The following is an 18,689-nucleotide window of genomic DNA, read 5'->3' as shown; positions in this document are numbered from 1 at the left end:
ACATGGGCATCGGGGATTTCGTCAGCGACATCACGCCGGACTCGGTCGAGAACGCCATCGAGGGCGGTGTCGAGTGGGTCGGCAACCGGGTCGAGGACGCCGGGAGCTGGACAGCGGACCGGCTGGACGACTGGGATTCCGCATCGGACTGGGTCCGGGAGCAGTCGCGTTCGGTGGCGAACCGGATGGGCGCCGAGGTCGAAGAGATGGACCTCGGCCAGACCGAGGACAACACCAAGCTGGTGTATGGCAGCCCCGGGAAGATTCGCTCCACCGCGAAGCAACTCCGGTCGTTTCAGAAGGCGTTCGACGACACTGGCAGCGGGTTGAAGGGTCTCGATTCCTCGCGGCTGAAGGGCGAGACGGCCGATGCGCTGCGCACTGCGGTGAGTACCCAGCCGCCGAAGTGGTTCACCGGTGCCGATGCCTGCGAGAAGGCGGCTGCCGCGCTGGAGTCGTTCGCCGACACCGTCACCTGGGCGCAGAACCAGGCGCAGACGGCGATCGACGTGTGGAAGGAAGGCGTCAAAGCCTCCCAGAACGCGGCCGAGGGGCACCGCAAGCGGATCGACGACTACAACAAGGCCATCGACCGATACAACGCACAGGCCCCCGAGGAGCGCAACCCGAGTTCTCTGCCGCCCTGCCCCGCGCCGACGTTCGACGACCCGGGCAAATCGCTCATGCAGGACGCGCAGGAACTCCTTGCCCAGGCCCGTAAGCAGCGGAACACCGCCGCGGAGATCGCCCGCGCCTCCGTTCGCGCCGTCCGCGACATGGCTCCGGAAAAGCCGTCGTACGCACAGCAGATGGTCAGTGGCCTGAAGGAGTCACAGATCATCAACCAGCACGTCGGCGGCGGCGTCATCAAGGGTGCCGCCGGGCTGGTGAACTTCGCCCGGGCAGTCAATCCGCTGGACCCGTACAACCTCACCCATCCCGCCGACTACGCCACCAGCCTCAACAGTCTTGCCGCCGGCCTAGTCGTTACCGCCAACGACCCGGTCGGCGCCGGCAAGCTGATGATCAGTGACTTCATGAAGGACCCGGCCGAAGGGTTCGGCCGGTTGCTGCCCGACACGGCACTGTCCATAGCCACCGGCGGAGGCGGGGCCGTCGCCAAGGGTGTCCGCCTTGCCGAGGACATGGCCAAGGCAATCCGGGCCCGCAGGCTGCTCGACAAAGCTCCCCACGGCACTCACAGCCGCCCCGATGGGCGCCGCGTCGTCACTGGCACCGACCCGGTGGACCTCGCCTCGGGCCGGATGTTCCTGCCCCAGACCGATCTGGTGCTGCCGGGCACCCTGCCTCTGGTCTTCACCCGCCGCACCGAGTCCGGCCTGCTGGCAGGCCGGTTCCTCGGCCCGTCCTGGACCTCCACCGTTGACGAGCGCCTGGAGATCGACGCGGTCGGCGTCGTCCACGTCACCGCCGACGGCCTCCTGATCCCCTATCCGCACCCCGTCCCAGGCATCCCGACCCGTCCGGAGTCCGGGACCGCCCGCACACTGCTGGCCCGTGACACGGACGGCGACTACACCATCACGGATCCCAGCACCGGCCTGGTCCGGCACTTCACCGCCCCGACCGGCAGCGAACCCGGCGGCGACGGCGATGCCTGGCTGGACCAGGTCGAAGACCGCCACGGCAACTGGTGGGCCGTGGAACGCACCGGGAACGGCACCCCGCTCGCCCTGGCCTGTTCGGCGAACCGGCGGGTGGTCGTCACCCTGAACGACGGCCTGATCACCGTCCTGTCCCTGGCCGGCGCTGGAGAGGACGGGGCGGACCTGCCCCTGATGTACTACGGCTACGAGGGCGGCAACCTCAGCTCCGTCGTCAAACCGTCCGGCGCCACCACCCGGTACGTCCACGACGACCGTCGCCGCGTCACCGCCTGGATCGACTCCAACAACAGCCGCTACGACTACACCTACGACGACCGCGACCGCGTCATCGCCGAAGGCGGTCAGGCAGGCCACGTCCAGATCACCCTCACCTACACCGAACCCGACCCGCAGACCGGCCTTCGCACCACGACCCTCACCACGGCCGGCGGTCACACCACCCGGCATCAGATCGATCACCGCTGCCAGGTAGTGGCCACCACCGATCCGCTCGGTCACACCACCCGCTTCACTTACGACCACCGCGGCAACACCCTGACCCGCACCGATCCGCTGGGCCGCACCACCGCCTTCGTCCACGACGAGGAAGGCCGCCTGCTCGCTGTCACCCGCCCGGACGGGAGCGAACTACGCACCGCGCGAGGCCCATCGGGGCTGTCCACGGAATTCCGCGGGCCGGACGGAGCCCGCTGGCTCCAGGAATTCGACGAGTACGGCAGCCGCACCGCCGTCACCGACCCGGCCGGCACCACCACCCGCTACGCGTATGACAGCCGGGGCAGTCTGACCACCGTAACCGATGCCCTCGGCGCCACCACCACCGTGCGCTGCGACGCCGCGGGCCTGCCGGTGGCAGTGACCGATCCGGTCGGAGGCACCACCCGCCTGGAACGTGATGCCCTGGGCCGGGTCATGTGCACCACCGACCCCGTGGGCAACGTCACCCGGGTCGTGCGGGACCCGGACGGCAATCTCGCCCGCCGCGTCGCACCGGACGGGTCCACCGAGTCATGGACATACGACGGCGAAGGGAACTCCCTCAGTCACACCGGTCCGGCCGACGCCACATCCCGCTTCGAGTACACCCACTTCGACCTGCTCACCACCCGCACCGGACCCGACGGCACCCGCCACACGTTCGAGCACGACGCGGAGCTGCGGCTGACCCGGGTCACCGGCCCGCACGGCACCTGGTCCTACACGTACGACGCCGCCGGGCAGCTCACCTCCGAGACGGACTTCGACGGCCGCACCCTCACCTACCAGTACGACGCGGCCGGGCAGCTCACCGCCCGGACCGACGCACTCGGCCGGACCGTGTCCTACACCTACGACCAGCTCGGCCAGACGGTCCGCAAGGACGTGGCGGGCCAGGTGACCACCTACGCCTACGACCGGGCCGGACGTCTGCTGCACGCGGCTGGACCGGACAGCGAGATCCGCTACGTGTACGACCGGCGTGGCCGGACCAAGACCGAACTCGTCGACGGCCACGCCATGAACTACGCCTACGACACTCTGGGCCGCCGGGCCCGCCGCATCACCCCCACCGGCGCGATCACCGAGTACGGCTACGACGCTGCCGGCCGTACCGCCCGCATGACCAGCGGCGGCCGCGAGATCGCCTTCACCCACGACGCGGCAGGCCGGGAACTTGAACGCGTCTTCGGCAGCTCCCTCGCCCTGGCCTCCGCCTGGGACGAGGCCGGAAGAATCTGCGCCCAGCACCTGACGGTCGGAGGCCGTTCCCTCAACCACCGTCACTACGCCCACCGCGCCGACGGATATCTCACCTCCGTGACCGACGAACTGTCAGGCTCCCGCAACTTCGATCTGGACGCGGCCGGGCGGGTCACCGCCGTCCACGCCGAGGCCTGGACCGAGCGCTACGCCTACGACGCCGCCGGAAATCAGACGGCGGCCTCCTGGCCCGGCTCCCAACCCGGCCACGACGCCACCGGCCCCCGCTCCTACACCGGAACCTCCCTCACCAGAGCCGGCAACGTCCGCTTCGAACACGACGCCCTCGGCCGCGTGACCCTGCGCCAGAGAACCCGCCTCTCGCGCAAACCCGACACCTGGCGCTACGAGTGGGACGCAGAGGACCGTCTCGCCGCCGTTGTCACCCCCGACCGCACCCGATGGCGCTACCGCTACGACCCCCTGGGCCGCCGCACCGCGAAGCAACGCCTCACCGACGACGGCGAGAGCGTCGCCGAGGAGGTCCGTTTCTCCTGGGACGGCACGACCCTGTGCGAACAGACGATCCACACACCAGGTCTTCCACACGTGGTCGCCCTCACCTGGGACCACCGCGGCCTTGTACCGCTGTCCCAGACCGAACGCCTCCTCACCCCGGACACTCGCCAGGAAGAGATCGACCGCCGGTTCTTCGCCATAGCCACCGACCTCGTGGGAACCCCCACCGAACTGGTCGACGAGTCCGGCGAGATCGCCTGGCACGCCCGGAGCACCCTCTGGGGTACCACCGCATGGGCCCGCTCCAGCACGGCCTACACCCCGCTGCGCTATCCCGGCCAGTACTACGACCCCGAGACCGGCCTCCACTACAACCTTTTCCGCCACTACGACCCGCAGATCGGCCGCTACACCTCCCCGGACCCACTCGGCCTCGGCCCCGCGCCGAATCCGGTCGCCTACGTGCACAACCCGTTCACCATCTGCGACCCCCTCGGCCTGTCGCCGTACTCACGGTTCAAAGGTTTGGGCTGGCTGACGGACAAACAGCTCGAACGCGCATCGTTCCGGTACCAGCGGGCCGTCACCGACCAGAGCTACGAGCAGCAGTGGATCCTGCCGGACGGCCGGGAAGTCCACGTCGACGGCGGCCCGCGGGACGGCTGGATCACGGAGGCCAAGTGGACCGGAGGAGACAACCTTGGTGAATGGGAAAAATCCCCGTACAACCCCAATTTCAAGTACTACAACGAGCCCAAGCTCACCGATCAGACCGAAAAGCTGCTCGCCCTCAACGAGGATCTCGGAGGCAAGGGAGTCCGCTATATGGTGTCCAACGAATGGGGTGCCGCGCATGTGAACGACGTGCTGTCCAAGGCCTTCCCCGAGGCCTACGCCAGCGGGCAGCTGAAGGCGTATCACGTGCCCGGCAACGGAATGAGTGGAATGAGTTCATGGCTGTAGTGATCGCAATGCTGGAAGAGCTCCGGGATGTCGCCCCGCTGACCGCCGAAGGCGCGGCAGCGCGGTTCTCAGCCCAGGAGTGGACGCCCGGGGGCAAGCCCCGCGACGGCGTGGAGACGTCGTGGGACAAGGACGGCGTCGGGGGCTGGATCCAGACGTTCAGCAGTGGGGCTGTCAGCGTCAATTTCTACGTCTGGATCCGCGACGTCGACGAGTCGGGCTACTTCGACGACCTGGATGCCGTCTACGAGGAGGGGGAGCAGGCGTTGGCCCGCTTCCTGCCCGAGATCGAGAAATCCGCTCTCGCCCGCCACCTCGACGAGGCCGAACAGACCGCGGCGGACAAGGACGAATTCATCGCGTTGAAGAAGTGGACCCTCGACGGCCGGATCCTGACCGCCGGTGTGATCCAGCAGGACACCGATCTTCCGGTGATGGTCGTGGTGGCGCTGGAGGAGCCCGGCACCGCCTGACTCACCCCACGCCAGGAAGCCCGCGCCACCGGGCGGCTTCCTGGCGTGCACGACTGATGGTGGAGGGACCGCGCATCCAAAGACGAGCCGTACGGTGCCTTTCGAGCTCTGCCTAGAAGGCGGACCACCACTGCTCGTGCGGTCGCAAGTTCCTCAGACGCAATGCTCCTGCTCAGCTGCGATTGCTGCGCTTGGATAGCTCTCCCCGGAAGCCGCACCCGGGGCACTCGTCCTCACCTGGAATATGGCCCTCGTACCAGCCATGGACTGCCAGTGCAGGATCGCCTCCTCCGCCGTGGCCTCGCCGTTGCGGACCGAAACGATGGCGTCGGCGACGACCACCCCGAACACAGCGTTGTCGGGCGAGGGGAATGGAGACCGTTGCATCGACGAGTGCATGTCATGGCCGCAGCGTACGGGCGGGTACGTGCCAGTCAGTCAGACCGACTGGCCTCCCGCTGGGAGGAGCCGTGCAGGTCGCTGTGCAACCCTCGGCCGACCGGCTTCCAGCGGGGCCGGTCCGGCACGCTGTTGTCGTCGGGCGCGGGCAGGCTGCTCCGGCTCTTTCGGCTGCGGGCGGCGCCGACACTGATGCCCAGGTGGGCGACGACCTCCGGGTACCCCCAGAGCTGCTGGTCGTCGGCCATCGCTTCCTCCTCGTTCGTCGAGATGAGCGTACGTAACACGCGGCTGGGCGCACGGCAAGGCCGCCCCTGCCTGATCGGCGCGGGGCGGCCTTCTGCGGCTCTCGGTCAGACCTCGGCGAGGCGATTAGAGAGGTTGAGGGCGTCGGTCGCGAACGCGAGAGCGGCGCACAGGCCGATCACCTCGTGGACGGTCGGACGGACCAGGCGCGGCCAGTCGTCCGGGGCTGCGGGCCAGGAGGCGAGGTGCACCTCGGCGGTGGCCAGGCCCAGGCGGGCGGTGACGTCCCAGCCCGCATGTGGGGCGGGTTCCCAGTGGAGGAGGATGCGGCCGAGGGGAAGTCTGGGAGTTCCGGCGGTGAGCCATGTGACGTCGAGTGGGCCGTCGGGCCGGGCGGAGACGCGCCGGACCAGCGCGCCTCGCACGCCGTCCGGCATGGGACGTACGGCCAGGCCGGTCAGCGGAAGGACGGACGAAGGGCGGGATTGCGGCGACGAGATGGAATCCTCCGTGGCGTTGAGGGAGCGGGTCAGGCCCAGGCGAGGGCGACGCGCGCGCCCATGGAGAGGTAGTCCTCCTGGCCGTCGTCGGCGATGAACGCCACGCCGTCCCGGACGACGATGTCCGCCCCCACGTAGTGCGCGAAGGGGAAGTCGGGGTTGACGGCGAGGCGGACCGGCAGGCCGGGGTCCAGCTCCTGGAGCTGACGGAGCAGGTGACCGACGGTCAGGTACTGGGGCAAGAGAACCTCCAAGTGCAGCAGGGGAAGACAGGGGGACGGGCTGGCGGTGGCGAGGCGGAAGGCGTTGAGGAGGCGGAGCAGGTCGCGAAGGACCTTCTGCCCCTCGCCAGCGTCCGCGTCGCCGGGTGTCCGGAGCACCATGCTCAGTCAGCGAGGTCGCGCTGCCACTGGCGTGTTTCGGCTCGGCGTGCGGCGCGGCGACGGATGGTCTTGGCACGGCGGCCGTACTGATCGGGCAGGTAGTAGCAGGTGCAGCGCGCCGGGCGTACGAGCACTTGCGGCGATAGCTGGGCCGGGTGGCCAGGAGCATGCGCACTGGGAGGACCTTCTTGTCGGACAGCGTGAGGAGCGGGCGCTCCTCGCGAAGTGGATGAGGGAACAGAGCCGGTCGGCCTCGGCCTGCCCCGGTGGTTCGGCGGTCAGCGCGAGGAGTGGGCGACGAGGGCGGCGAGGAATCCGGCAACGGCTTCGGCGGGGGTGTCGAGGCCGAACTCCTGGACCCATGCGTCGCTGTCGGCGGGCTGCACCCGGACGTGCCAGACGATGTTCCGCTTCCAGGCGGCCGGGTCTTCGGGGAGCCAGCCGACGTAGACGCGGCCGTCCGGGCTGGTCGCGTGGACGTTGGCCTCCGGGGTGTCGACGATCGCCCAGCCGAGGGCGCTCAGGAGGCCGAGCACCGGACCCGCGCAGTGGTCGGAGGAGAGCCAGTGGGGGGCTTCCACGGCGGGGCGCACGACGGCGGGCAGGAGGGTGGCAGAGGTGGTCACGGTTCGACGATCCCTTCGTTGACCTGCGGTTTTCCCAACACCCGTACGTTGGCATGCGGCACGCCGAAGTACGTAGTCGTTTCCAGGGGAGGGCCGTCTGCCGTGGGCGAACTGGAGGCCGCCAGCAGGTGGTCGGTGGCGCGGGAATGGATCGGAGAACGCGGTTGTCGTACGTGGGTCGCGGCGACAGGCCGCGCAGCAGCGAAGGGGGAGCAGGGATGGTCGAGGCGAGCAGACACTGGGACGGAGCCGGGCTGGAGCGCAAGATCCGCGCTGCCGGTCGGCCGTGGACGGTGGGCGACATTGCGATGGTCGCCGACGGTCAGTGGGGCGTCGGAGCACAGCCGAGCAGGTGGCCGGACGGGGAGAGGGGCGTGGAGCACCGTGCGGCGGAAAAACTCCGGGTCGAGTTGACGGTGGAGGAGCTGGCCCGCGTGGTGGGCACCCACATCGAGGATGCCCACCATGACGGAGGTCTGGACTGACTGCTCAGCGTCGTGGCGCCGAGGCAGGCGCTGACGGTCCGGCCCCGGCCGAAGGAGTCGGCGGGGCGGGCACTTGGCCCGCGGTGTGCGGTATGTGCCCGGAGCGGGCGACGGCGGCCTGGGGATCAGCGGCTGCGTCGCGGAGCCGACGCGCTGATCGGCGGTGTGGCTGAGGCGGGAGCGAAGGTGCTCGGCCGGCCGTGTACCGCGTCCGTGGTGCGGCTCTGGGCTGCCATCACCCGGAGGTCGGCTGCGGTGCGCGGGGCGCGCGTGGCGCGGTGGACGGCCTGGGTGACCGCCGTACGGCGCACGTCGAGCGGAGTCGGAGCGCGGGAGCCCAAGGTCTCGGAGGTCTCGGCGGCTGGGGCGACCGGGGACAGCGTGACCAGGTGCTCCATCCGCCGGTCGATCTGGTGCCGTTCACGGATCACCGGGGCCGAATCCGCCATCACGGCCGCGGTCGCGGCGATCAGGTGGGACGGGGTGCGTTCGGTGAACACCGCCTCCGCCCGTGTGCTCCAGCCTGGTGGACCGGCCCAGAGTGTGACGGTCTCGTCGTCCCAGCCGGAGAGGCGGTTGTCGATCAGGACGCCCGCCTGTCCGTCGGGGGCGACGATCTCGACGGTGTCACGCTGGGCGCCGCCGTCGAGCGTCCAGCCAGCATCGGTCAGTGGTCGGACGGCGTCGGCCCAGCGATACGACGGGTTGGCCAGGAAGCAGCCGTTGCCGTCGTACGCGTCGGCCTCGGCGTAGTCGTGGGCCAGCGCAGTGGTGAGGCCGGCGACGATCTCGGCCGGGGTGACGTGGTTGAAGGTGGCCGTCCAGCGGGGCGTGGCAACCGCATCCGTGGCTGCGGTGATCTTCCACAGTTCGAAGTCGTCGCCGAACCAGCCGATTCGAATCCGCTGGTCGGGCGAGGTGACGACGAGCTGGCAGGGGCCCTCGTCGAGGTAGTGGTGCGGCCAGTGAGCGACGGGGGCGAAACCGGCGTCTCCGGTCCCGTTGGAGCCGGCCAGGTACATGGGGCTGACCAGCACCTCCTCGTAGAGGTGCGCGTCATCAGGGGTGGGCATGATCGAGGCTCCGGGGCGTGTGGGTGGGGAACGCGCCCGCGTGCGCAGTCGGGCGAGCGGCTGGTGCGCACGCGGACGCCGTGGCGGAGGGGCGGCTCTGGTTCTCCCCACGCGGGTCACCGGGACCGGCCCGGGGCCGACTGGGCGGTCACGGCCGCCGGCACTCGCGGTTGCGGCTGCGGAGCATGGCTGAACAGCGAAGTCGGCGCGACAGCGCTGCGGCGAAGAGCTGCAGCCGTACGGGCGCCGTCCACCTCCAGCGGGACACCGGTGTGGGTGCGTGTGGCAGCCGGGATGGGGCGCGGCGCAGGCGAGGTCCGCCGCTCGGTGAGAGGGTTGCTCCAGTGCTCGACGCTCGCGTACACGGCTCCCAGCGCCTGACCGGCGTCGGTCAGTATGTAAGGGTCGCCGTGGCGCGGCCCCGTGCGGGTAACCAGTCCGTCGGCTTGGAGCCGGACGAGCCGCACCCGAGCGAACTGGTTGCCGAGGTCGGCCCTCTCGGCGATGTGGCCGAGCCGCATCGGACCGCCTTCGTCGAGGACCTGGATCACGGCGGTCGAATGCCGAAGATGCAGACGGCTCAGGGCGTCCTCGACGCGTTCGGCTTCGGGCATCCGGCCCAGCGGCAGATAGGCGTGGGACCAGTCCGACACGGTGCGATGCACGGGATGCAGGGACTCGCCAAGCATGCTGAGCCGGTACGGAGCCCCGCGACGGGCATCCTCCCGGGTGACCAGCCCGGCGGTGCGCATCGTGGCCAGCCTCTTGCCGACGAATTGCTCGCTGATGAAGGGGAGTTGGGCGGCGACGTCGTAAACGCGCATGGGGCGGTTCCCCTGGGCCAGAATCATCGCCGTCCAGGTGGTCCACCTCGGCTCCAGCAGAGACAGCGCGCCCTCGACACGCTGAGCATCGACCGAGCCGATGGAGAAGACGGGAGGCTGTACGGGGGCGGACATGAAATGCCCTTTCTTCGGAAGGAGTCAGCGGGAACGCGAGGGCTTGCCGACCGACGCGGTAACGGGCCGGACGGCCGAGTCGGCGAGGGGGCCGTGGGGTGTGGAGGTGCGGCTGCGGTCGAGCGCGGCAGACACCCGTGGCGTTGCCGCACGCGCTGCGAGAAGGGAGGCTTCACCCTGCGGCGTGAGCGAGAGAAGTTGTCCGGGCCGGTAGAGGCTCTCGCTGGTGTCGTGGTGCAGCAGCCCGTCGGCGACCAGCCGTTGCACGGTCCGGGGCCAGATCGCCGGGTCCTGCCGCTGGGCCTTCTCCCACACCACGTAGGGGTCGTCGCCGATCCCCGTGAGGCGGAACCGGACGCCGCCGGCCTCGACGGCTTCGAGTGCCCTGAGCCTGCGATCACCCGCGACAGCCCAGTCGTCGTCCCGACCGGAATTCTGTTCCTGGTGCAGCTCGTGGGCTGCCGTATTCGAATGGCGAATCACGTTTGCCGCAGGCACAAGACGGCGGTACGCGGAGATAGATTCGTAAAGACGTTCGTACGTCTCGTTCTGCTTCGAGACGAGGTGGTCGACGTGCCGGAGTTCGGCCCGAAGCGAGAAGAGCGAGATGGGCGAGCGCGATGCGTCGAACTTGCCTTGCGCGACGGGGGTGAGTGCGTCGCGCGTGGCCTGGGCCGCGCGCTGCACTCGGCCGTGCAGCTCGTCAAGCTCGTACGCGGCCTTGATCACCTGTGTCGCAGCGTCGTACTGCGGCTCGCCAGGGCGGTACGTGACGCGGAGCGTGCTGGGTTGTGAGACGCCGAGCTTCTCGGCGACGAGGCGTGTACCGGGGTACCGGTTCGCGTTGTGGGGGTTCACTCCGCCGCCTCCATCCGGGCGAGGAGGGAGCGGACCAGGGTGGGCAGACTGCCGGGGCCGTCGCCGGCCGAGATGTGGTCGGTGGCCTCGTCGAGGACATACACGGCGTCTTCGAGCAGGCTGCTGGAGATCTCGATGCAGGCGTCGGTGACCCGGGAGGCGGCGAGCAGTGACTCGGCGAGGACCGCGACGTAGTCGTCCGGCGCGAGGCCGGCGGCCTCGGCCGCGGTACGGATCGCCGCGAGCTCCAGCGCGTTGAACGAGAAGTCGAACTCGTTGTCGTCGGGCGTGGTGACGGCCGGATCGCGGGGCTCGGTGGGGATGCCTGCGCGGGTGCAGATCCGGTCGACTGCGGTGGTCAGCTCGGCGAGGGACTCGGTGAGCCAGCCCAGGGTGGCGGCGTAGGAGGCCAGGGTGAATAGGCCCGCCGGGGTGGTGGGTCGCGGCTCGGCGGCCACGAACTCTTCGAGGCGGTCGTTCAGTTCGCCGACCACCCGGGGTCCGGCTGCGAGCATGCCCAGGACGGGGTGCAGGTAGGAGCGGCTGGGGGCCGTCGGGTATTCGGCGGTGAGGATGGCGGAGACGCTCTGCGCGGCCTCGGTGAGGAGGCCAGCCAGGTCGGTACGGGACAGTGGAGTGCGGTCGGCGGTCATCGCTGGGGGGCCTTTCGGGAAGCGGCACCCGTGGAGTGGGCCGCTGTGGGTGGAGCTGTGGGGGAGGCCGTCGGGCGACCGGTGGTGAGGGAGGAGCGGGACCGGGCGGCGCGTACGCGGGCCTCGGTGGCGGAGGCCGTCTTGGTGTCCTGCTGGGGGCCGGTGCGCAGGTGGGCCGAGCGGTAGACCGCGTAGTCCTTCCGGCTTCCGGCGGCGACGAGATAGACCTCGTGTTTGTGGGTCGAGGTCGGTGGGGCGGGGCGGAACTGGATGACCATCCGGTAGGCGACGGAAGGGTCGACGTAGACCTTGTGGAAGCCGGCGAGGCGGCCCTTCAACGGCAGGCAGTCGTCACTTCCGTGGACCAGGTTCTGCAGTTCCAGCAGCGCCAAGTCCCGGACCTCGTCGGGAAGTTCACGCAGGTCGGCGATGGCGTCGGGGTGCGCGGCGAACGCGAAGCGGGCGCGGCTCACAGCAGCCTCTCCTGCCCCGGACGCTGGACCGCCCCCGCCGTCGGCGGCGTGCGGGTGGCGTCGAGGCCGGACTTCGGCGTCGTGGACGCGGCGGCCGACCGGGCGAGGGCGGTACGGGCGATGCGGGCACGCAGGACGGCGCCGTTGCGGCTGCTGTACTCCGGCGGTTCCGGCAGCGGGCCGCTGCGGTCGTTTAGCCAGGAGTCTGCGGCACCCATGTCGGCGAAGGCGCCCTCACGCATCGTGTATGTGCCGGCGTCATGGTTCCACTCTTCGTGGAAGACGCGAATCGGTGCCTGACTCGCACTGGAGTCGCGGGTCAGCACCCAGGTCTCGCTCGGGTCATGGTCCGAGGTGTGGGTGTCGAGGACTTCGTAGCGAGTGCCGGACTCCCGGATCTGCTGTTCCACCTGGAGAGTGAGGTCGTCGTCAGGTTTGGGGTAGTCGCTGCCGGCCACGCCGATTTGCTCGGGCGGGCAGCCGCGTTCGACGAGCCAGTTCTGGGCGAAGGATGCCGTGGCGTGGTGGCTCGTCTCCAGAGTGAACGTGGAAAGGCTGAGATCCCGCGCGACCACGATTGCGACGAGTTGCGGCGTGCTGGGTATCCCCCACGTGGCCGACTGGTCGTGGGCGAGGACGAAGCTGTGCGAGCGGTTGGGAGCGGAATGGTGCTGGGGCAGGACCTTCAGGTCACCGGGCCAGAGCCCGTCCGGCTCCTCCTCCTCGGAGGAGGCATCCGCGGGCGCGAGCTTGTCGAGGTCAAAATCGAAGGCGAAGTCGAGGTCGTCGTTCACGCCGCCACCTGCGACTGCTCGGGCGCCGGGGCGGCCAGCAAGCGGTGGTTGGGCCGGGTTGCGCTTGTCGTGCACGCCGCGAAGGGCCCGTCGGGGGCGCGCAGGTGTACCAGCGCCTGGTCCAGGTGGTCGCGGTGCCACGTCGAGGGACCGGACAGACCGGCCTCCGTGTCGGTGAACTGCTGCCACGCGAGCCAGAGAGCGTGGAGCCGGGCGACGGCCTCGGGGTGCTCGTGCCACTGCGCACACCACGGGCGGTTGGTACTGATCTCCCGGCCGTAGACCGGGAGAAAGAGGTGGTGCACCCAGTTGCTGAGGGCGGTGAGTTCGGCGGCGTACGCCTTGCCGCCCAGGGCGACGATGAACACCGAGGCGGGGCCGTCGGCCTGCTTGGTATCGGCCGCCTCGGCTGCCGAAGCGCCGTCTTCCTGCTGGTGGTCAGTCGGATCGGGCGTGGGTTCGGGTTCGGAGCCGAGGCGGTCGAGGATGACGCCGTGCTGCCTGACCTCGGCCATGGTCTTGGCGAGGGTGCTGGCGAGGTCGTCGAGGTTCCCCTCCGGGACGCGGAACGGCTCGGGGGCGGGGGAGGTCGGGCTGGTGTCGGGCATGGGGGCGTGCTCCATCTGTGAGACGGCGACATGCCCGAGAGGATCCGGAGAAACCGCGGTTTGGCCGGGCCGGGAAAACCCGGTAGTAGAGCGCTACCCGCCCGCGCAATGCGAGCAGCGCGGGAAGGGCGGTGCCAGCAACTGACGGCGCGCGCCGCCTGTTGGGGTACGACGCCGTTGCCGAGCGCGGTGAGCTGCGCCGGCCGTCCGAGCCCCGGGGTGGCGGTGACCCAGCCGGAGTCCAGGCCCTGCATCCACTCGACGAAGTCGGCCCGGAGCCGCCCGCCCGCGTCCGTGGGGTCCGGCGCGGGACGGGTGAGCATCTCCCATCGGGTGATAGCGGCTGCGTACGCTCCCCACCGCCGGTCCGGTCCTCGGCCTCCGGCGACTCCTGCGTCCAGAGCGGCAGGACTACCGCCGACACGTGAGGACGCCACCCCTTCCCGGGGCGACGGCCCGGTGCGCCCGTGTCGCTGGTCCTGAGTGTGGGCAGCAGCGACGCCGCTGCGCTGGGCAGGGTCATGTCGCCATTGCCGTGCCGCTGGTTGGGCGAGCCTTTGATCCCGTCCGATGCCTTCGGGGTTGGCAGCAGCCACTCGACCTCGTCGGCCAGATTCGGACCGTGCCCGCCGCTCTTCCGCTTCGCGGGGTGCTGGGAGCCGCCGTTCTTGCCGATGTTGCTGGTCGGCGTCTTGAGCAGGGTCTCCGGCGGGCCAGGCGGCGAGGAAGGTCCGCTCGCGGCGGTGCGGGGCCCCGACGTCGGAGGCACGAAGCACGATCCACTTCGCGTCGTACCGGAGGTCGGCCAGGGATCCGAGTACGGCACCGAGTGCCCGCAAAGGAGGCTGACCTGGGGTGTCTCCCAGACACCACGGGCAGGGTTCCACGTCGCCAGGGGAACCGGCGGGGGAGGTGAGGAGGCCGCGCACATTCTCGATCACAACCAGGCAGGGTCGGAGGGCCTCGACCGCACGGGCGACGTGCAGCCAGAGCCCGGAGCGGGTCTGGGCGTTGAGTCCGGCCCGGCGGCCGGCGACCGAGACGTCTTTGACAGGGGAAGCCCGCAGTCAGGACGCACACCCGGGGGACGGGGGACCAGTCGACGGCAGTGATGTCGCCCAGGTTGGGGACGCCCGGCCAGTGGCGGGCCAGGATGCGCGAGGCGTTCGGATCGACCTCCGCGTGCCAGGCCAGGGTGCCGCCGAGGGCGGACTGCACGCCCAGGTCGAGGCCGCCGTACCCGGAGCAGAGCGACCCGATCAGCGGAGGACCCGCGGAGGCGGCGCGCAGGTCGCCGCTGCGCAGGGCCAGAGCGTCGGAGGAAAGGGAGTCGATCAAGGCGAAGTCCAAGGAAGGTACGGGGAGATGGGCTGGGCGGTAAACGGTGTCAGGGGCGGGCGCGCGAGGGCGGCCGGGAAGGGGCCGCTGCGGGCACGGGACTGGGCTGGACCGGAGGCGACGGAGTCGGCCGAGGAGCGCTGCGGGCGCGAGCGGCCTGCACCCGGGCCGGAGGCGGTCCGCCCGCCGATGGAGCGGAGGCCGTCGGCTTCGGAGCCGGACTGCCCTTCGCGGTCGCCCAGCGGGCACGCACCTCGTCGAGCGGGCCGAGGGCGTGCAGGGCGTGGTTGATCAGCCGGCCGGGTCCCAGGGCCTCGTCCTCGGCCAGGGCCCGGACGGCGCGTGCGGAGGCGGCTGCGGTGCGGGTGAGGGAGGAGCGCATCACCCGGTGCCCGAACCATTCGGCGCTGCCGGGGAGCATGCCGTCGCCGATGGCGATCAGTTGCTCGCCCGACAGGGTGCCGTCGGCCAGGAGACCGCGCCGCTGGGCCTCCCAGAGCAGGGTGATCCGGTCGATGGGCTCGCCCCGATGATGCAGCGCGCCCAGGCACCGGTAGACCTGCCCGTGGGCCGGGTCGGCGAAGTCGACCGGCCGCAGCCAGTCCACCACTTCATCCATGGCCCTCGGCTGCTCGGTGAGGACGGCAAGGAGGAACCGCTCGTCCTCGGCGACCTGGTCGGACTGGACCGGCGGCGAGACGGTGGTCACGGCGGCGGGTGCAGTGGTGGGCGCGACCGGGCGTGGATCGGTTCCCCAGCGGCGCGCGAGATCGGTGAGCACTCCTGTCAGGACGTCCGCTGTGCGCAGCGCTCCCTCGACCTCGCCCTGGACGGCGTCGGCCCGAGCCGCCTGGTGAAGGCGGATCGCGTGCTGGGCGATGGTGCGGTGGATCGCCCCCTCCAGGACCATGCGGCCGTACACCGGAGCGTGTTCGAAGCGAGGGCAGGCCGAGATCAGGGTGTGGGCGTACGACGTGGTCAGCCCCCGGACGTGGAGGCCGGCCTCGTCGACCGCGTTGTTCACCCACGACAGCGGTACCGGACCGTCGTCCGAGAGCGCGGAGTGGCCGTCGTCTCGGAGCGTGCGGAGCGCGCCGAACAGCGCCTGGTGGACGGGCCGGTAGAAGTGATCCGGCGCGAGCCAGTCCAGGCGTGTGAGCTGGCCCGGGTCGATCAGCACCGCGCCGAGGACCGCCTGCTCGGCGCGCAGCAGCGGGTTCATCGACGGTCTCCCGGATCAGGTGCGGAGGACCCGCTCTGCCGGATGACGAGGCAGGCGACTGCCCGGTCGGCAGCGGCCATAGCCTGGGCGAAGTCGTCCAGGACGGTAGTGAAGGCGGAATCAGAAGCGGGAATCGAGCCGGCCCTGCCGACCAGCCACCACTGGCCGTCGCGCAGAACGACCGGCGCGTGGGCCAGGGGCCGGGGACGCGACGTGGGCGCACTCATGCCGACAGCCCGAAGTCGTCGTGGCCGATGTTCTTCGCGAGGGCCCGCTCGGTGATGGCCTTCGTGGCACGGGCGGAGGCGGGCCCGACGACCTTGGCAGCGGGCTCCTTGTACCAGGGCTTCAGGTTGAGCATGGCGACCCGGATGCCGGTGGCCAGCAGCAGCGCCTTGCCCTTGGGCAGAGCACGGATCGCGTCGGGCGGCAGGATCCGCTCGGTGCGCATGCTCACCGAGGTGGACTTGCCGCCTTCGCTGGTCGACACCGAGGTGGTCTGGACGTCGTGGTCACCGACCTGCCTGCTGAGACGGTCGGCGAAGTCGGCGTCATCGATACCCGACCCGATGATCTTGACGGTGGCTGCGGACCACAGGGCGTCCATCCCGGCCTCGCCCCAGCACCGCTGCCCCTGCCGGTAGGACTGCAAGATCGTCATCGGGATGACGCCCCGGCTGCCCAAATGGCTGTACAGGTCGGGGAGGTCGGAGATTTTGCATACGTTGGCGGCCTCGTCGAGGACGCACAGGGCGGGCGGGTCGAGCCGTCCGCCGGAGCGCTCCGCGACGACGACGGCCGCGCGCATCACGGCGTCGGCCGCCGCCGCGATGATCGCGCTCGCGCTGCCGCCGCCGTCCTTGCTGAGCAGGTACAGCGTGTCGCGGGAAGTGGCGAACGCGAAGGGCTTGAACTCGGGGAGGTCCTCGTTCGGCGTGACCCACGCGGCGACGTCCGGGTCGAGCAGGCAACTCGCGTACTGCCTCGCGGTCTCGTAGATGCCGTCGCGGGTCTCGGTCGCGCCGGAGACGGTGCCCTGGAGCTGGGCGGCGACCGCGTGATGGCCCGCGTCGGTGAGCAGGTCCACCGGGGTCCGGTCGGCCGGCATCGCGAGCCAGGCCAGGACGTCGGTGACTGGCCGCCGGTGGCTGGCGGCGGCCAGGAACAGGGCGCCGAGCGTGTTGGACGCAGCGGTCGACCAGAAGTCGGAGCCGCTGGACTCGTCCACGCTCGCGGCCACGAAGTGCCCGGCGAGCCGCTTCGCGCCGGCCAGATCGCGGGCGTCGGCCAGGATGTCCCACCACATCTCGCGCGGATGGTGAGCGATCTGCTGGGGATCGAGGGTCCAGACCGTGCCGACGCCGGCGCGGGCGTCCACGGTGGCGGTGAACGCGTCGTTCGCGGCCTTGTTACTGGTCAGCAGGACCGGGCCGGGCGCCGAGAGGATCGCGGGGATCGCCAGACCGGACGTTTTGCCGGAACGTGGGGCCATGATCGCGACGATCACGTCCTCCCAGGACGCGCGGACATCGGCACGCCCGGGGTCGAGGGTGCCGAGCAGGATGCCGCGGTCGGAGGGAGCGACCTCTTTTACCCTCCCGGCCGCTCAGGGACGGCCGCAGGCTCTTCGCCTTGGTGGTGATCTCCTTGTCCAGCAGCGACGCCACGTCGCTTTTGCGGGCCAGGCCGGACTTCGCACCGGAGCGCCAGCGCATCCACAACACCAGGCCGGTGGTGAGCAGGGTCAGGGTGAGCAGGCCGGGGATGATGCGGGTGCCGACCAGCAGCGCGGTGCTGCTCAGGGCCGGCCACAGCACCTCGGGGTGCAGCAGGGCGTCGGCGCGGAGCGGGGTCCACGGACCGCTGCCGACCAGGGAGTTGGTGAGGTTGCCGGTCAGCCAGGCGAGGGAGGCGAAGGCGAGGGCGGCTCCGACGGCGCCGATCAGGAAGAAGAGGAGCGCGTCCGACCTGGTGGTGGTCGAGGGCGCGCTGGTGCGCGGGGAGGGCAAGGTGGTTCCTTGGCGGTGCGAGCGGGCGGGGGGCGGGGCACGCTCGGCTCTCGTGCAGTTCACGGGCTCACTCCTTGAGGATCGAAGAGAAAGGTTCAGCGGAGGCGGGTGACGGGGCGGGCGGCAGGAGGTGACGGCGCGGCGGGCGATGCGGTGCTGGTGGCAATGCCGGCGGTGGTCGTGACCGGCGAGACCTGGCGGGCGGCGGCCAGACGCCGGCTTTCGGGATCGACGACCTCGCCGACGAAGCCCGGATCTGGGGCGGAAGGCGCTGCGGCGACCGGGCCCGCGCCGAGGACGTCGTCGAGCAGTTCCCGGGTCCGCAGAACGTTGACCATCTCGTGCAACCGGGGATCGGTCCGTTCGGCAGGACATGCGGCGAACCCGTCCTCGGCGACCTCCAACTGTTCCCGGACGTCCTGAAGCATCCCGAGGGCGGCGGCCAGCCGTGTCCAGGTCTCGAAGGCGGGGTTGTGGTGCGGGTCGTCGAATGACAGGCGGACACGGGTCCAGTCAGCCGCAGCGGCGACGAGTTCGGTCAGCTGAGGCAGCGCGCCGACCAGCGCACCGTTGACCCCCTCCAGAATTTCCGCGACTTCGGCGGGCGATGCGTCCTCGGCGAGACAGGCGATCATCCCGAGGACGGAGTACGGGCGTCGGAAGCACTGGGCAGGTGCCGGACCTGCAGCGGCTCGTCGGAGCCGGGCGCCACACCGCGGTGGGCGAGCCGGATGTTGTGCTGCATCGCGGCACCGACGGCCTCGCCGATGCTGGAGTAGTACTCAGGCACGCAGCCCTCC

At 70.5% G+C, this 18,689-nt stretch carries 18 protein-coding genes and 3 pseudogenes; 3 read left to right on the top strand and 18 right to left on the bottom strand.

Going from position 1 to position 18,689, the window contains the following annotated elements:
* The first annotated feature begins 2 nt into the window (after positions 1-2).
* Positions 3-4,790, top strand: coding sequence for a putative T7SS-secreted protein (locus OG978_RS12685; RefSeq protein ID WP_326765323.1), 4,788 nt, complete (start codon positions 3-5; stop codon positions 4,788-4,790).
* Complete coding sequence (locus OG978_RS12680; RefSeq protein ID WP_326765322.1) at positions 4,781-5,263, top strand: hypothetical protein; 483 nt, start codon at positions 4,781-4,783, stop codon at positions 5,261-5,263. Before OG978_RS12685 ends, OG978_RS12680 begins: the two co-directional genes overlap by 10 nt.
* A 434-nt stretch (positions 5,264-5,697) precedes the next feature.
* Here OG978_RS12680 and OG978_RS12675 read toward each other — a convergent pair whose 3' ends face one another.
* The 4 genes from OG978_RS12675 to OG978_RS12660 form a co-directional block, all read right to left on the bottom strand.
* Positions 5,698-5,949, bottom strand: a complete 252-nt coding sequence (locus tag OG978_RS12675; RefSeq protein WP_326765321.1) for a MarR family transcriptional regulator — start codon at positions 5,947-5,949, stop codon at positions 5,698-5,700.
* A 66-nt stretch (positions 5,950-6,015) separates the two neighbouring features.
* A complete protein-coding gene (locus OG978_RS12670; protein ID WP_326765320.1) occupies positions 6,016-6,345 on the bottom strand; it encodes an esterase in 330 nt (109 codons plus the stop codon).
* A gap of 92 nt (positions 6,346-6,437) precedes the next feature.
* The gene (locus OG978_RS48270) at positions 6,438-6,791 is read right to left on the bottom strand and encodes a hypothetical protein (RefSeq protein ID WP_442817677.1); all 354 of its coding nucleotides are present in this window, start codon (positions 6,789-6,791) and stop codon (positions 6,438-6,440) included.
* Positions 6,792-7,069: 278 nt separating this feature from the next.
* Positions 7,070-7,417 (bottom strand): DUF317 domain-containing protein, encoded by a 348-nt coding sequence (locus OG978_RS12660; protein ID WP_326765319.1) that lies wholly within the window; start codon positions 7,415-7,417, stop codon positions 7,070-7,072.
* 218 nt (positions 7,418-7,635) lie between these two features.
* Here OG978_RS12660 and OG978_RS12655 point away from each other — a divergent pair, with 218 nt between their 5' ends.
* Positions 7,636-7,902: a hypothetical protein gene (locus OG978_RS12655; protein ID WP_326765318.1), complete on the top strand. Its 267-nt coding sequence runs from the start codon at positions 7,636-7,638 to the stop codon at positions 7,900-7,902.
* Between the two features lie 125 nt (positions 7,903-8,027).
* Here OG978_RS12655 and OG978_RS12650 read toward each other — a convergent pair whose 3' ends face one another.
* The 14 genes and pseudogenes from OG978_RS12650 to OG978_RS12585 all read right to left on the bottom strand — a co-directional run bounded on the left by OG978_RS12650 (position 8,028) and on the right by OG978_RS12585 (position 18,679).
* Positions 8,028-8,975: a DUF317 domain-containing protein gene (locus OG978_RS12650; RefSeq protein WP_326765317.1), complete on the bottom strand. Its 948-nt coding sequence runs from the start codon at positions 8,973-8,975 to the stop codon at positions 8,028-8,030.
* Between the two features lie 116 nt (positions 8,976-9,091).
* Complete coding sequence (locus OG978_RS12645; RefSeq protein ID WP_326765316.1) at positions 9,092-9,934, bottom strand: winged helix-turn-helix transcriptional regulator; 843 nt, start codon at positions 9,932-9,934, stop codon at positions 9,092-9,094.
* A 24-nt stretch (positions 9,935-9,958) separates the two neighbouring features.
* Positions 9,959-10,792 carry a large ATP-binding protein gene (locus tag OG978_RS12640; protein WP_326765315.1) on the bottom strand — a complete coding sequence of 278 codons (834 nt, stop codon included), beginning with the start codon at positions 10,790-10,792 and terminating at the stop codon, positions 9,959-9,961.
* Positions 10,789-11,445, bottom strand: a complete 657-nt coding sequence (locus OG978_RS12635; protein WP_326765314.1) for a hypothetical protein — start codon at positions 11,443-11,445, stop codon at positions 10,789-10,791. Before OG978_RS12635 ends, OG978_RS12640 begins: the two co-directional genes overlap by 4 nt.
* The gene (locus OG978_RS12630; RefSeq protein WP_326765313.1) at positions 11,442-11,918 is read right to left on the bottom strand and encodes a hypothetical protein; all 477 of its coding nucleotides are present in this window, start codon (positions 11,916-11,918) and stop codon (positions 11,442-11,444) included. Before OG978_RS12630 ends, OG978_RS12635 begins: the two co-directional genes overlap by 4 nt.
* Positions 11,915-12,712 (bottom strand): glycosyl hydrolase, encoded by a 798-nt coding sequence (locus tag OG978_RS12625; RefSeq protein ID WP_326765312.1) that lies wholly within the window; start codon positions 12,710-12,712, stop codon positions 11,915-11,917. The genes OG978_RS12630 and OG978_RS12625 overlap by 4 nt, the downstream gene beginning before the upstream one ends.
* Positions 12,709-13,320: a DUF4913 domain-containing protein gene (locus OG978_RS12620; RefSeq protein WP_326765311.1), complete on the bottom strand. Its 612-nt coding sequence runs from the start codon at positions 13,318-13,320 to the stop codon at positions 12,709-12,711. The genes OG978_RS12625 and OG978_RS12620 overlap by 4 nt, the downstream gene beginning before the upstream one ends.
* 701 nt (positions 13,321-14,021) lie before the next feature.
* Positions 14,022-14,387: pseudogene (locus OG978_RS12615) on the bottom strand (DNA cytosine methyltransferase); the annotation flags it as partial.
* Between the two features lie 49 nt (positions 14,388-14,436).
* Positions 14,437-14,538 (bottom strand): annotated as a pseudogene (locus OG978_RS12610) (DNA cytosine methyltransferase); the annotation flags it as partial.
* A gap of 169 nt (positions 14,539-14,707) precedes the next feature.
* Positions 14,708-15,880: a DnaB-like helicase N-terminal domain-containing protein gene (locus tag OG978_RS12605; protein WP_326765310.1), complete on the bottom strand. Its 1,173-nt coding sequence runs from the start codon at positions 15,878-15,880 to the stop codon at positions 14,708-14,710.
* Positions 15,877-16,107, bottom strand: a complete 231-nt coding sequence (locus OG978_RS12600; RefSeq protein WP_326765309.1) for a hypothetical protein — start codon at positions 16,105-16,107, stop codon at positions 15,877-15,879. The genes OG978_RS12605 and OG978_RS12600 overlap by 4 nt, the downstream gene beginning before the upstream one ends.
* Positions 16,104-17,889, bottom strand: a pseudogene (locus tag OG978_RS12595) (type IV secretory system conjugative DNA transfer family protein). The gene OG978_RS12600 and the pseudogene OG978_RS12595 overlap by 4 nt, the downstream one beginning before the upstream one ends.
* A 95-nt stretch (positions 17,890-17,984) precedes the next feature.
* Complete coding sequence (locus tag OG978_RS12590; RefSeq protein ID WP_326765308.1) at positions 17,985-18,524, bottom strand: hypothetical protein; 540 nt, start codon at positions 18,522-18,524, stop codon at positions 17,985-17,987.
* Positions 18,521-18,679, bottom strand: coding sequence for a hypothetical protein (locus tag OG978_RS12585; protein WP_326765307.1), 159 nt, complete (start codon positions 18,677-18,679; stop codon positions 18,521-18,523). Before OG978_RS12585 ends, OG978_RS12590 begins: the two co-directional genes overlap by 4 nt.
* Positions 18,680-18,689 lie beyond the last annotated feature (10 nt).

Origin of the sequence: Streptomyces sp. NBC_01591, from assembly GCF_035918155.1 — a bacterium.
Lineage (GTDB): Bacteria > Actinomycetota > Actinomycetes > Streptomycetales > Streptomycetaceae > Streptomyces.
This window is presented reverse-complemented; position numbering and strand designations above follow the sequence as displayed.

Excerpts from the sequence above, each read along its gene's own strand:
- OG978_RS12685 (WP_326765323.1), top strand. The coding sequence starts at position 3 with ATGGGCATCGGGGATTTCGTCAGCGACATCACGCCGGACTCGGTCGAG.
- OG978_RS12680 (WP_326765322.1), top strand. The coding sequence starts at position 4,781 with ATGGCTGTAGTGATCGCAATGCTGGAAGAGCTCCGGGATGTCGCCCCG.
- OG978_RS12670 (WP_326765320.1), bottom strand. The coding sequence starts at position 6,345 with ATGCCGGACGGCGTGCGAGGCGCGCTGGTCCGGCGCGTCTCCGCCCGG.
- OG978_RS48270 (WP_442817677.1), bottom strand. The coding sequence starts at position 6,791 with ATGGTGCTCCGGACACCCGGCGACGCGGACGCTGGCGAGGGGCAGAAG.
- OG978_RS12655 (WP_326765318.1), top strand. The coding sequence starts at position 7,636 with ATGGTCGAGGCGAGCAGACACTGGGACGGAGCCGGGCTGGAGCGCAAG.
- OG978_RS12650 (WP_326765317.1), bottom strand. The coding sequence starts at position 8,975 with ATGCCCACCCCTGATGACGCGCACCTCTACGAGGAGGTGCTGGTCAGC.
- OG978_RS12645 (WP_326765316.1), bottom strand. The coding sequence starts at position 9,934 with ATGTCCGCCCCCGTACAGCCTCCCGTCTTCTCCATCGGCTCGGTCGAT.
- OG978_RS12635 (WP_326765314.1), bottom strand. The coding sequence starts at position 11,445 with ATGACCGCCGACCGCACTCCACTGTCCCGTACCGACCTGGCTGGCCTC.
- OG978_RS12620 (WP_326765311.1), bottom strand. The coding sequence starts at position 13,320 with ATGCCCGACACCAGCCCGACCTCCCCCGCCCCCGAGCCGTTCCGCGTC.
- OG978_RS12605 (WP_326765310.1), bottom strand. The coding sequence starts at position 15,880 with ATGAACCCGCTGCTGCGCGCCGAGCAGGCGGTCCTCGGCGCGGTGCTG.
- OG978_RS12600 (WP_326765309.1), bottom strand. The coding sequence starts at position 16,107 with ATGAGTGCGCCCACGTCGCGTCCCCGGCCCCTGGCCCACGCGCCGGTC.
- OG978_RS12590 (WP_326765308.1), bottom strand. The coding sequence starts at position 18,524 with ATGATCGCCTGTCTCGCCGAGGACGCATCGCCCGCCGAAGTCGCGGAA.